Annotated in this window: 8 protein-coding genes and 1 pseudogene; 2 read left to right on the top strand and 7 right to left on the bottom strand. The window is 42.1% G+C overall.

All coding sequences use genetic code 11. The features are described 5' to 3' along the window. Nucleotides 1–14: 14 nt before the first annotated feature. The 5 genes and pseudogenes from F0226_RS09070 to F0226_RS09050 form a co-directional block, all read right to left on the bottom strand. The gene (locus tag F0226_RS09070; RefSeq protein WP_171735336.1) at nucleotides 15–1,124 is read right to left on the bottom strand and encodes a GGDEF domain-containing protein; all 1,110 of its coding nucleotides are present in this window, start codon (nucleotides 1,122–1,124) and stop codon (nucleotides 15–17) included. 226 nt (nucleotides 1,125–1,350) lie between these two features. Further along, nucleotides 1,351–2,583, bottom strand: a complete 1,233-nt coding sequence (locus F0226_RS09065) for a hypothetical protein (RefSeq protein WP_171735335.1) — start codon at nucleotides 2,581–2,583, stop codon at nucleotides 1,351–1,353. Nucleotides 2,584–2,592: 9 nt separating this feature from the next. Next, a pseudogene (locus F0226_RS09060) lies at nucleotides 2,593–3,312 on the bottom strand (outer membrane lipoprotein-sorting protein); the annotation flags it as partial. 214 nt (nucleotides 3,313–3,526) lie between these two features. Further along, nucleotides 3,527–6,052, bottom strand: coding sequence for an MMPL family transporter (locus F0226_RS09055; RefSeq protein ID WP_253820792.1), 2,526 nt, complete (start codon nucleotides 6,050–6,052; stop codon nucleotides 3,527–3,529). Nucleotides 6,053–6,224: 172 nt separating this feature from the next. After that, entirely contained in the window at nucleotides 6,225–7,010 is a 786-nt protein-coding gene (locus F0226_RS09050; RefSeq protein ID WP_171735334.1) for a TetR/AcrR family transcriptional regulator, read from the bottom strand. 535 nt (nucleotides 7,011–7,545) lie between these two features. Here F0226_RS09050 and F0226_RS09045 point away from each other — a divergent pair. Together F0226_RS09045 and F0226_RS09040 are read left to right on the top strand one after the other, a co-directional pair. After that, entirely contained in the window at nucleotides 7,546–8,301 is a 756-nt protein-coding gene (locus tag F0226_RS09045; protein ID WP_171735333.1) for a hypothetical protein, read from the top strand. Then, a complete protein-coding gene (locus F0226_RS09040) occupies nucleotides 8,222–8,983 on the top strand; it encodes a hypothetical protein (RefSeq protein ID WP_171735358.1) in 762 nt (253 codons plus the stop codon). Before F0226_RS09045 ends, F0226_RS09040 begins: the two co-directional genes overlap by 80 nt. 151 nt (nucleotides 8,984–9,134) lie before the next feature. Here the strand turns inward: F0226_RS09040 and F0226_RS09035 are convergent, their stop codons facing one another. Both F0226_RS09035 and hrpA read right to left on the bottom strand, forming a co-directional pair. Further along, nucleotides 9,135–9,629 (bottom strand): outer membrane beta-barrel protein, encoded by a 495-nt coding sequence (locus tag F0226_RS09035; RefSeq protein ID WP_171735332.1) that lies wholly within the window; start codon nucleotides 9,627–9,629, stop codon nucleotides 9,135–9,137. Between the two features lie 200 nt (nucleotides 9,630–9,829). Next, entirely contained in the window at nucleotides 9,830–13,825 is a 3,996-nt protein-coding gene (hrpA, locus tag F0226_RS09030) for an ATP-dependent RNA helicase HrpA (protein WP_301338151.1), read from the bottom strand. Nucleotides 13,826–13,888: the final 63 nt, after the last annotated feature.

The raw sequence follows: 13,888 nt of genomic DNA, 5'->3' as shown, positions 1-13,888 counted from the left end.
CAGTGAGATACGGTTTAAATCTGAATCGATCGGACACTGTTTTTCCCTGAATTTTTCGCTAAATACACTGACTCATCTGCGGCTTTAATCAACTCATTGATTGATCCAAATGCTTGGGTGAGTTCAGCTACACCCACGCTTATACTACCAATCCAAATCTGATTGCCCGTTTCAACCTGTAACTCAGACACTTTTTGTCGAGTGATTTCCGCAACGTACATACCGCCTTTAAGATCGGTATGTGGGCAAATAATTAAAAACTCATCACCGCCCAATCGGCAAACAATATCATCATTACGAAACGAGTTTTTTAGTTCACGAGCAAGGGTTTGCAAAACCAAATCGCCAGCATCGTGCCCACAAGTATCATTAATGCACTTGAAGTGATCCGCATCTATCATGATACACACTAAAGGTGTACCGAATTCTTTGGAGTCTTGCCAATGTACGGCTAACTGTTTAAATGCACTTCGACGGTTTGGTAATTTGGTGAGTGAGTCGGTTAACGACAGTTCTTCGAGTTGTTTATTCGCTCGTTTTAACTCTGCGGTTCGCTCTTCGACTTTAGATTCAAGAAGCTGGTTGAACCGTAACAACTGCTTATTACGCTCAGAGACTTGCTCAAATAATCCTTTAAGAGCGGCTAATAAAGGGACGGTTGACGAGTCGTTCTGCTTTTCTTCAACCTCAAAGGCTTGCAGCGGTGTGGCGCCCTCTTCTATTGCCGCTACTTGTCGCGCCATGTTTTGATCGATTCCGAGAATATGGTAAGCAAGCCAATGGATTAAAAAATCAAGTAACTGCCTCGCCGACAACTGATCTTCTTCTAAGATGAAAGCTTGCATGCTGTAGATGTCTTGCATGAACATGCGATGAACTTTGACGTGCTCTTCAATGTGCAGGCTGTACACACCGCGTTCTCTCATCAAAGACTCTTCTTCTTTAAAATGAAATTCGGCATAGCGTGTAAGATCAAGCAAAGCAACGCTAATGTCGTCGATAGAGAGGGTATTTTCCGACAACAGATTCCCATAGTGGTTAATGAAACCGACAAGGTACTGATGCTGTTCATCGACCGAATCAATGCCTGTTTCAAAGTTCTTATCCCATGTAAATGAATTCATAAATCCCTCTGTCCCCACATTGCCTGATACACCTTACACTCATATATGAAGACCATAAAATCATACATAAAGGCTATAGATGGTCATAAAATTATAACCATCTTACATGTGGGTCTATTCGATTGTTCCCCCCTTTAATAAAAAAGACGATCTTGATCGTTATAAATAGAAAATCATTCTAGATTTGGAGCGCTCCTTTCAACAAGAACGCCCCAATAAAATATCATTAAAAATAATACTCCAATGCCAGTTCAACAAAGTCATCTTTTCTTGCGAAGTATAGGAGATCATCAGGCGTTTCATTTTCAAACAACCATGCGTTTAGTCGCCACTTTAGGTTGTTATTAATACGGCTCGACGCTTCCAACTTCGCACTGTAAACATCGCTGTTATCGAGATCTTGTGTGATGCCTGTGAGCACTTCGGTTCCGTCTTCATCGTTCAAAGCGAAACGCGCTCCAAGAAACACATCATTTTGCCCAATAGTCTGAGCGTTATTTCCTCGGCTGTCATACAAGTATTCAGCAATGAAACCGATGTCCCAATACGATTCAAGTGCCCCAACCCAAGTGTATTCAAAGCCCGTTGCCACGCCAGTGTGATGATCATAGCTATCTCGGTATATGCTTTCTAATTTCCATAACCAATCGCCAATGATGCCTTGCACATCAAGCCCAAAGTGCTGCATTTGTGCGTAATACGGCTTGAGTTCGTTGCCTTCTACACGGTAATAAGGGTCACGATTTGTGCCGCCTAAATAGCTTAACCCTACATCCCAATCACCGTACATTTGGCTATATCGCAAAGCCACATCAACGTGTTTTTCCTCTCGCGAAGACTCATAAATGGCATCATCTGACACAACCACAGTTGGTCTTAATCTACCATCTTCTCCAGCAAACGTTCGTTCACGGAAATACGGAAGCAACATTGCATCTATAGCGCCCCAGTCTTTTACCGAGGTAAAATGGACCATTGGCTGACCCAGTTTCGCTTCTCCATCCACCGATTCAATCGCATCAGTTTGGTTAACCACATCCACTAAATGGGCAGATTCCGTAACCCCCCAAAACACTTTACCAACACCTGCACGCAGTTCGTAATCATCCCAGTAGGTGAGGTATAAAGCTTCACGAATATCTCCGTGAGTTCGCTCATCATCTTCGCTGTCGAATCGATAAAATGGCGTAAAAGTAAAACTGCCGTTGCCCTCTTCTTGCTCCCAATAAAACTCTGGCTGTAACACCAGTGAAGTTTGCCCTTTATCCTGTCCTTGCAAGCCATCGCTAGAGAATTGCCTATGCTCAAGGTTAACTTGTCCGGCTAGTTCTGGGCTGACCTGTTCTATGAACTCAGAGCTAAAGCCTGCTGCAACACAAGGCGTCGACACTTGCATTAGTCCCAAGGTCGCCGCCAAGGTTAAGGATAACTGCGTTCCTACTGACACAATCCTTTTCATATTCCTTCCTTACTTTGCACGTTTAAGTGTGTTTTTTTGGAAATCCTTATCATTAAGACCGGTTTGGAACGCTAACTTTGTTGTGGTTAAAACTGTGCTCTTGCCTGTTTGATGGTTTTGCATAGACATGGTGTGTGCACGCCAGTACTGGTCAAGGTATTGCTGGTAGTTTTGGAACGATAATGTCTTCAGCAGCGAACCTTTTCGGTCGTAAAACTCAACCTTAACGGGGCGGTAATATTGCTGATCTAGCCATACTTTTTGCATGGTGTAGCCAGAGTTTTTATCCGTCGGTACTTGCTCTAAAACGAAGGTATCAACCCCTTCAATCTTTGCGTCTTCAATGTAGTTGAATGTGTATTTTTCCAGTTCAAATGAACTCAGGTCTTCGTAAGCAAATTCACTGCCCATAAATGGACCCGATTTATTACGTGAAGAAATACGTTTTACACGCTTCAACGCTGGTAGATACAACCATTGATCATCTGACTCCGTGATATGCGAATGGTTTAAAAAAGCCGTGCCTTTGACATCACGTGGCTCGTCAAAAATAGTTAGCCCTTTATCACCATCATCATCCACTTCTAACGATTTCAACCTCATCAATCGTGAGCTGCTTTCGCCTTGCTTGTTTCTAAGTAGCATTTCCATTGTTGCCACAGAGTCGCCCCACCCCATATCAACCGCTTTACGCTGCTCTGCGATTTCCAGCCCTCTAGCCTCATCAGCAAATGCACTGCCCGCTGAGAGCGCCAACATGAAGCTCATACCAACAATTGCAGCTGAATTAAACGCAGTGCTAAACGTTGTGTTGAAAAATGATTGAGGCATTTTTGATTGTGTATTTAGGTTGTTCTTATTGGTCATTAAGTATTGGTTTTTCATAGTAAGTTCCTTATGCAATTGGCTCGCTAACCTTAGTCGCAAGCCAATTACTTATTCCTTATTTAGCAATCGCTGAAACAGCTTGAGGTGAAGTAGAAGCGGCATTCGAACCTAAGTCGGATTTAACTGAATTTGACTCAGCTTGGTAATGGGTTTTCTTGTCAAAAATCATCAGCAGGCTTGGTAGCAAAATGAAATCAACTACTAACGCGATAAAAATAACAATTGAACTCAATAAGCCCATGTCTGAGTTAAGTCTGAAGCTAGACATCGCCAGTACTGAGAAACCAGCCACGAGAACTACTGTGGTGATCCAAAGGGCGCGCCCAACGGTGTGGAAAGCGTAGCGAACGGCTTCTTCAGCCGACTGACCTTCCATTCTTGCGCGTTGATACTTACTTAAGAAATGCACAGCATCATCAACCACGATCCCCAGCGTAAGTGTTACCACCACTGATAAGCCGAGGTTTATTTCACCTGATATTAGAGCCCAAAGACCGAAACCAATAATCGCTGGAGCAATGTTTGGTACTAAGCTGATCATCCCTAATCGAGTCGATCGAAGTGCAAAGATCATCAGCCCAGAAATAAGAACCAGAGTGATAGGCAAAGTTGACAGCATACTAGCCATATTAGTCTCGCCGATATGCGCAAACATGAGTGATGGGCTAGACGCTAGCACTTCATACTGAGGTGCATTTGCAGCAAACCATGTGTAAATACGCTCTTCCAGTTCAACTAATTCAACACTGCCTAAGTTATCTACCGTCAATACCATTTTGATTGATGACTTATCGACGTTGATTTGGTTATTCAAATCCAAACCGTATGGCAAAGACATCTCATAAAGTAGTAGATATTGCGCGGCTAACTCTCGGTTTTTAGGCAGCTGAAAGTAGCTATCATCATCACCATGCATGTTCTTGTTCAGACGCATGTAAACATCTGAAAGCGTTGCAACATGGTCTATTTCAGGCTGAACTCGAAGCCACTCGGAAAAGTCACCCACGGCTTTTAAGAACACAGGATCGGCAATCGCTTGTGACTCGTTAGTCTTGATAGCAATGCTGATGTTCGTCATCCCGCTGATAGTCTCTTCCATGAAATCAGCCGCTTGTCTGAACTCACTTGAAGTATCGAAATACTTTACGGATTCATCATTGACTTTGTTTAATGGAATTAACGCTGCAGCACCCACAATCACGAGTGTCGATATCGGCAACAATGCTTTGCGGTTTGCCACGACAAAGTCCCCTAACCTATCCATAAACGTCACTTTTTCTTGTGATACTTGAATTGGTTTTAAGGTTTTAATCGGCAATATTTTAAGCAATGCAGGGAGCATGGTGAGTGATAGGAAACACGCAATAATGACACCCAGTGCAGACAAGTTACCAAAATCACGAAGAACTGGAGAATCCGACATATTCATCATCAAGAAACCAATAGCAGTCGTGACTGATGTGATTAAGATCGGCATAGCGTTCAATTGTGTGCTGTATTGAATGGCTTGAGCTTTATCCATACCGCGCTGCATGGCTTGTCTCATGGTCACAATTACGTGCACACAGTCAGCCACAGCGAGAGTTAACACCAAAGTTGGTACGTTTACCGTTGCCGTACTTAGGAACATTCCAGCCCAACCGGATAGCCCCATCGTTGCCACAATTGAAGAAATAATCACAAGCAAAGTGGCAACTACACTGAAGAACGAGCGCAACATAAATGTCAAAAATACCAACACCACGAGAAGCATCAATGGTACTAGCGTTGAGCTATCCTCCTGAGCCGACATCATAAATGCATTGTTCATGGCAACAATGCCTGCTTTATGGAATGCCACATCTGGGTACTCGGCTTGGTACTTGTCGATCATGATGTTGATCGCTGCAATAACTTCTTGAACTTCTGCCGTTTTATCTACTTCAGGTAACTGGACCGTGACGTTCACAACAGTGACATCACCAGCCGCAGATACTAGCGAGTTTCTAAGCAAAGGTTCATTTAGAGCGATTTGTTTGACTTTAGCGATCCGCTCTGGGGTGTGCGGGTACTCTTCATAAAGCAAATCCTCTACCAATAAATCATCTTCAATGGCTTCGGTATGCTGGTAATTGGCAAGCGAATCTACACGGCTTGAATACGGAATTTGCCAAGAATCAACAGTTAGGTTTTGTATGAGAGTTAATGTTTCAGGTGTAAATACATTCCCATCATTCGGGGCGATAACAATCGCGAGGTTATCTGTCTTTGCGAATGTCGTTTCGATCTCTTCAAACGCCATTAATTGCTTATTGGTGCCTTCAAAGAATATGTTGTAATCCCCTCTGAAATAGAGATTTTTCGCTCCAAATGCAGAAAGGAATATGATTGAAAAAGTCACCAGCAAAACAATAAACGAACGCTTTGTGGGTAATGAATACCAATTGCTCGCAAGACCTGACAATTGTTTGTCTGAACTTGGCGATTGGTTATCTAAATTTTGAGCGGTACTCTGCGAGCTATTGTTTTTCGAACTATGTTTATTTGAGCTATGGTCATTCGAATTAAAGTTATGGCTGTCATGTTCCATCACAGTCTCCATTTGTGACGATTCGTCATATTTGTATCTTTAAAAACCAGCATAAGCTGGTCGAAGATACAATTCTCAGTCATAAACTTAAGTTTCCTATTACTGCGCTAGGCTAAACTTTAGTTTATGACGAAACGTCACTAATGGTTATTAATAAACCCACAATCGTGGGCTTAATGGAAGATTATCGACCTACAGATTCTAAATAGGTCACTTCTTCACTGAATAATTCTTGCTCTACACGACGCCAAGTTTTCCTGTAATCCCATTCAGTTGAAAGAGGTTGCCAGTTTAACCCGTCTAGAAGCATATTCGCATTATGTAATACTGAATAAGGATCTTGTAAACGCTTGATACAATGACTGTTAGATGCATTCTGTGACAAAGCATTGGAACCAAATGCTATTGACCAGTTTGCAAACACGATGGCATCTGATGCAACACCTGAAGAGAATTTCAAATCGCCAACTTCTACCGCTTTATTGACCATTGAATCGGCTTGCTCAATCACAAGCTCTTCAAGTTTGTTCATTTCAACCACACGTTCATTAGACGCTTTCTCTAATACCCATGGGCTTTTTGCCATTATAGCGCAAGTAGATAGTACAGGTTCCATGCGAGCATAAACCCTGTACGCAACATGCAGTGCAACTATTTTTTCTCGTGTATTCCCTTCAAACTCACCAGAACGGGCAAACATGATTGCTTCCGTTTTAAGAGAGTGAATACAAAGGGCTAAAACTACATCTTCTTTGCTGCAAAAGTGATTGTAGATCGTACCTTTAGAATATGAACTCGCCGCAGTGAGCCTATCCATTGTTAAGTTACCGAACCCTTGCTCTCGGACCAAGTCTTTGGCCAGTAGCGTTAGTTCTACTTCTCGGTCTGCAATCGACTGTTGTTTCTTAGACAACCCCGATTTGCACCCAAAGATACTTTGTTTATCACCTTTACAACTAAAGCCAAACATAATTTTTCAGTCCGTATACTCGCGAAACTCCTATTCATAATAATAACACGAATAACTAATTCATGTACTTAACCATTTTATGACGCTTCGTCATTTTTGACTTATCGTCATAATAGCTCAATTATCGATCATATCAAGACTTTTTATAAAACTTATTAATTTGATGAATAAGTGACAAATTCATCAAGTTGGAAAGTAGGTGATTTTAGAGGTGATTGATTAGATGAATCGGAATAAAGCAGATAAGCAGATAAGCAGATAAGCAGATAAGCAGATAAGCAGATAAGCAGATAAGCAGATAAGCAGATAAGCAGATAAGCAGATAAGCTTCTACCAAACGTGTAAATAAGTAAACAAGTTCAAGATTGTTCCCATGTTGAGGTTCATCCAACCAAATGCGCACTTAATTGGCTAATACATGAGTTAATGCTCAATATTTGTCTGACTGATGCCGTTTTCAATGAAGTCGCTATAATTTCAACGAGGCGTAGCTTACAATGAATATATTGGTTGTATTACTTTCAAGAGCATTACATTGAGCGCAAAGTTTACCTATCTAACATGGAAAATGAATACCAGCAGCCCAGCCGAGAAACTCGTTTTACTCATGCTCGCGGACAATGCTGACGATGAAGGGTATGCGACACTAAATTTGAATACAGCGGCTTCACTCACCTCACTCTCTGTATTTGGGCTAGCAGATTGCCTGAAGTCACTTGTGGACAACGGTTTCTTGAATAAAGAAAGAGTGGATCGCCGAGGTACGCAAGAAATACACGTTTTTAAAATACTGGCGGAGGAAGAAAAAACGGCACCTGTGAATACGATACCCGTCTATTCACCTGCACCTGCACCTGCACCTGCACCGCCGACTTTTCATCCAGCACCGAATCAAATGCAAGCAGTATCTAGTGCTCCGCGTCCGCAAAGCAGAGGTCAGATGAACGGTAATACCGTTTCAACTCATGATCTCGATGAAGAGATCATACCGACTTGGGCGGAGCGAGCATTTAAGTTCTCTGGTTTGTCTGGAGACCATAATTTAGTATGGAAGAAATTTGTGCTCTGGTATAAAGCCAAAGCGAATGAATTAATGCCGATATCACGTATTGAATCTAAATTGCAGTACTGGCTAGTTAACGAGAAGCAAAATGAAAGACAACAACAGAAGACCTCTCAATATTCAGGAAATGCAGGACAAGCTCAAGCTAATGGGTATCGACAAAAGCTTAGCCCATCTGAGCGCTTCAGACAGCAGCTTATCCAAAAAGGCAAAAAGCCAACCTTCTGAGCCTGCTAAAAGCATTCAGCCTGAAGTAACGGCACCTGAGATCAATGTTTCTAATAACGCAGTTTCTAGCACGGTCGTTGAGCCATCAGCTTCACAGCAAGTACCGACTATTGACCAAGATCCGGCAGAGCTTGAGTTAACTGATTGGTGTATTCACGTGTTTGGGTCATTCCTTAGCGTTTATGAAACTCAATGGGAATACCAATACGGTAGCGAACCAAGTGGTAAATTTATCGAATTTGCTAATTCCGTTGATTCTGATGGCTTGAACCGCGTCTTAATGCATTGTCATGAACGCATCCAACTTGGAAACAGTTGGCCACCACAAATGGGTGAGCTTTGGATCCTCAAAGATTCATTAACTGAAGAAGAACTGCTGGATAGCCGTATTCGCGTACTTTCACGCACACCTGTCAACCTGATAGAAAAGTGGCTTGTTCAGAATAAATTGTACGACCTAAAACGTGTAGCTGAAAACAAATTAGATGGGCTGTTTAAAAAGTACTATCTAGAAGCAAAGAGATTAGATGAAAAAGGCATGCTACAAACGGAGTTGCCTCAACATCTACTAGCGGCTAATTCAGTAAAAAACCTCAATGATTTACAACGTGAAGAGTACGAATCCAAACATGGAAAAGCACTTAATCCACGTATTCAACAAATTCTAAATGCTAGAAAGTAGACGATTGATTTAGGTTAATAAGCCAAAACTGATAAAGACATCAGACGCAAAAATGCCAGCAATTACGCTGGCATTTTTTATGACTAATCCTTTATCAATCCACTTTTAGCTAATATCAATCGGCTTCAGCTTATGATTCTGGATGATGCACTTATAGTAAGTGAATAGTCGCGTTCAGTGAGAAAACACCTGAGTCATCATGCTTCATTTTGAAATTTTGGTAGCTTGCGCCTACAGATAATGGACCAAAAATGAAGTATTCAGCACCAACACCGTACATCACATCTTCGCTGCTTTCTTTAAAGCTATCGCCTTTCAATTCGTATGAATGAAGACCCGCTTTTGCGTACACATGAAGTGGACCAAAATCGATACTAGGCTTAATAGCCAAGTAAGCTGTACTTGCATCTAAATTCTTACGGTCAACACCATTATAATTAACGCTACCAAATGAACCTAGATCCCAGTATCCAGCTTCAACACCGATAAATGGTAGAATACCAGTACCAGCGTGAATACCCATTGCTGTCTCATCGCTGTTGCCAAATGAGTTTTGCCCACCCATTGCACCACCATAAATCCACGAATCAGCCATTGCTGTAGAAGATGCACCTAAAAGTGCTAATACCAATAATGTTTTTTTCATGTTTGACCTTCTTAGTCTGCTTTTGGCTTCCTTGAGTGGACATAAATTGCCACCAGACTGCCATAATTTTGTCTTACCCGTTCATATGCAAAGATTATACCCAAGCTATCGAAACATGGCTCTAAGATGATAAACCTTTGCACATCAACAAAATGTATAAGTCGTTAGACCGTAAGTAGTCTTAAACCATAGCTTGCGCTTTAACAAGCATCAATAGCGTTTCTTACTCGTTTATCTGACACTGGATAAGGCGTACCTAATTGTTGTGCAAAGAAGCTTACACGAAGCTCTTCAATCATCCAACGCACTTCTTTTACGTTTTCTGGAATGGCGATCCCTTTCGGCACTTTATTCAATAGTTCTTTGTAATCATTCATTACCGACTCAACTTTAATCATATGTAATCGATCTTTATTTGGGTCAATCGGCAATTTCTCCATACGACGCTCAATCGCTTTCATGTAACGAAGAATATCGGGTAAACGCTGCCAACCACATTCCGTAGCAAAACCTTTAAATATCAGCCCTTCTATCTGAGCTTTGATATCCGATAAAGCGAACGCCATTGAAAGATCCACTCTGCCTTTCAGCTTCTTATTAATATTGAAAGCCGTCGTAAGAATTGTTTCTACCTGCTTTGCGATATCAACAACTGCATCACCCAACTCAGCTCGCACGTGCTCTTTCAACGCTTCGAACTCTTCAGGTTGCCAGACAATACCGCCCTTCTCTTCAATTAACTTATCAATACCACAAGCGATACAGTCATCAATCAAATCTAATACTTTGCCATACGAGTTAAAGTACAAACCTAGCTTAGATTTATTAGGAAGGTTGGAATGAAGGTACTTAATTGGTGACGGCACATTTAATAAAATCAAACGGCGCTGACCCGCTTTCATCGCTGAGACTTGCTCTTGCTCGGTTTCGAACAATTTAATCTCAACACTGTCTTTGGTATCAACCAACGCAGGGAAAGCCTTCATATCGTAGCCACCACGCTTCTGCTGGTAGACTTTTGGCAGTTCACCAAAGCTCCATGTATGCAGGTTTTGCTGTTCGATATCATCATCTGCAACTTTCGAAAGTGTTTCTTGAACCTTATCTTTGAGGCTCTCTTTCAGTTCATGCAGATCTTTGTGTTCTTTCAACTTGCGTTTACGGTGATCAACCGCGCGGAACGTCACTTTCAAGTGTTCAGGTATTTGCTCCAACTTCCAGTCTTCACGTAACACTTCAACCCCGGTTATTCTTCGTAATTCTTTTTCTAAAGAATCTAATAACGGTGCTTCTAATGGCGTTACACGTGACAAAAATGCATCAGCATAATTCGGTGCTGGTACAAAGTTACGGCGCAATGTTTTCGGCAATGATTTAATTAAACTCACGACCAATTCATGGCGAAGCCCTGGAATTTGCCAATCAAAACCAGCCTGTTCAATCTGGTTTAGAATAGGTAATGGGATATGAACCGTCACACCATCATCATTATCGCCCGGCTCGAATTGATAGCTTAACTTGAGCTTCAAGCCTGATTGATGCCAGAAGTTAGGGTAATCGAGATCAGTGACATGGCTTGCATCCCCTCGGAATAGCATGGCTTTTTCGAAGTTCAGTAATTCAGGCGTTTGCTTACTTTCTTTTTTCCACCACGTATCAAAATGGCGACCAGAAACTGCACTTTCGCTAACACGTTGATCATAAAAATCAAACAGTTCATCGTCATCAATGAGAATATCGCGGCGACGAGATTTATGTTCCAGCTCTTCCACTTCTTGCAGTAATTTACGGTTTTGCTTGAAGAAGGAATGCTTAGTTTCCCATTCACCTTCAACCAAAGCGCTACGAACAAAAATTTCACGACAAACAGTGGCATCAATGGTGCTGTAATTCACAAGGCGCTTAGGAATAATTGGAATTCCATACAGCATCACTTTTTCATGAGCCATAACCGCAGCTTGTTTCTTTGACCAGTGTGGTTCGCTGTAGCTGCGTTTAATAAGGTGTTTTGCTAAAGGTTCAATCCATTCAGGTTGAATCTTGGCAATGATACGCCCCCAAAGCTTAGACGTTTCCACCAGCTCAGCAGACATAATCCACTTAGGCTGCTTCTTGAATAAACCAGAAGCTGGGAAGATATGAAAACGAGCATTACGTGCACCCTGATATTCATTCTTCTCTTGGTCTTTTATACCTATGTGCGATAGCAAACCTGACAGTAGAGAAACATGGATACCTTGGTAGCTACCTGGCTCACTATTGAGCTTGGTATCCATTTCTCGCATGGCTTGGTGAATTTGGAAATACACATCTTGCCATTCACGAATACGTAAATAGTTTAAAAAGTCTTGCTTACATTGCTTGCGGAATTGATTGCTCGACAGCGATTTTTGCTGCTCTTTGATGTAATCCCATAAGTTAACAAACGTGACAAAATCCGATTCTTTATCAAAGAAGCGTTTATGTTTGTCATCTGAAGACTGTTTTTTTTCTGATGGGCGTTCACGTGGATCTTGAATCGATAGTGCTGATGCTATGACCATCACTTCATGCAAACAATTATTACTTGGGGCTTCAAGAACCATACGCGCTAAGCGAGGGTCAATAGGCAGCTTAGCCAGTTGGCGCCCCATTGGTGTTAAGCGTTTTTTAGAGTCCGACTCTGTGTTGGCTTTTTTGGTATCGGTTGCAATCGCACCCAATTCTTCTAGCAGTCTCACGCCATCTTGAATGTTGCGTTTATCTGGTGCTTCTACGAATGGGAAGGCTTGAATATCACCTAAACCTAACGCCGTCATTTGTAAAATAACTGAAGCTAAGTTTGTTCTTAATATTTCCGGATCGGTAAATTCAGGGCGAGACTCAAAATCTTCCTCTGAATATAGGCGAATACAAATACCTTCCGCCACACGACCACAACGACCTTTACGCTGATTCGCACTTGCCTGAGAGATAGCTTCAATCGGTAAACGCTGTACCTTGGTTCGGTAACTATAACGGCTAATTCGAGCTGTACCTGGGTCAATAACATAGCGAATACCCGGAACCGTTAACGATGTTTCCGCGACGTTGGTTGCCAGTACTATTCGACGACCAGTATGAGATTGGAAAATGCGGTTCTGCTCGCCTGATGACAAACGTGCGTACAATGGCACGATCTCAGTGTCTCGTAAATTACGTTTACTAAGCGCGTCAGCCGTATCGCGGATCTCACGTTCACCATTCATGAAAATTAGGATGTCGCCTAGCCCTTCATCGCAAAGCTCATCCACCGCTTCAAAAATACCTTCCATTTGATCGCGGTCGTTATCACTGCTCTCGTCTCCACCTAATGGGCGGTAACGTGTATCAACCGGGTAAGTTCTGCCAGAAACTTCGATAATGGGTGCGTTATTGAAGTGTTTAGAGAAACGTTCAGGATCGATAGTTGCCGAAGTAATGATGACTTTAAGATCTGGGCGACGCGGAAGAAGCTCACGTAAATAACCCATGATGAAGTCAATATTTAAACTGCGCTCATGCGCTTCATCGAGGATGATGGTGTCATATTGATTTAAGAAACGATCGTGTTGAATTTCAGCCAGTAAAATACCGTCTGTCATTAACTTGATTTGAGTGTTATCAGAAATTTGATCATTAAATCGAACTTTATAACCCACAAACTCGCCAAGTGGCGTTTCCATTTCTTCTGCAATACGGTTTGCAACTGAACGCGCTGCAAGCCTTCTTGGCTGAGTATGACCAATTAAACCAAAACGACCACGACCAAGCTCAGAACAAATCTTAGGCAGCTGGGTGGTTTTGCCTGAACCCGTTTCACCAGCAACAATCACCACTTGGTTTTCTGCAATGGCTTTAGCGATTTCATCACGCTTTTGGCTAACAGGTAATATCTCTGGGTATTCAATCGTCGGTTTATGTGACGCGCGCTGAGTGGCAGTCATCATTGACTTAGCAATATCTAACGCTATTTCATCAAAGACAGCATTCTTTGATTGTTCGTTCTTAATTCGGCTAGCGCCCGATATACGCTTACTCAAGCGGAAACGATCTCGCATCATGCAATCATTTAAGGCTTTGCGAAGTGATGCTGGGCTGTTTGTTGTTTTAGACTGTGAGGCTGCAGTATGTGCAGTAGCGTTTGAATCAACCTTAGAATTAGCTGATTTCGCTTTATTATTTGGGGACGAAGTCAAAACGTGTCCTATTCTTTACCTAAAAAATCTCGCGCGATTGTACCATAAGTGAAGAATAAAAAA

This window comes from Vibrio sp. 99-70-13A1, from assembly GCF_013114625.1.
Lineage (GTDB): Bacteria > Pseudomonadota > Gammaproteobacteria > Enterobacterales > Vibrionaceae > Vibrio.
Note: the sequence above shows the minus strand (reverse complement) of the source record. Positions and strands in the feature narration are given on the sequence as shown.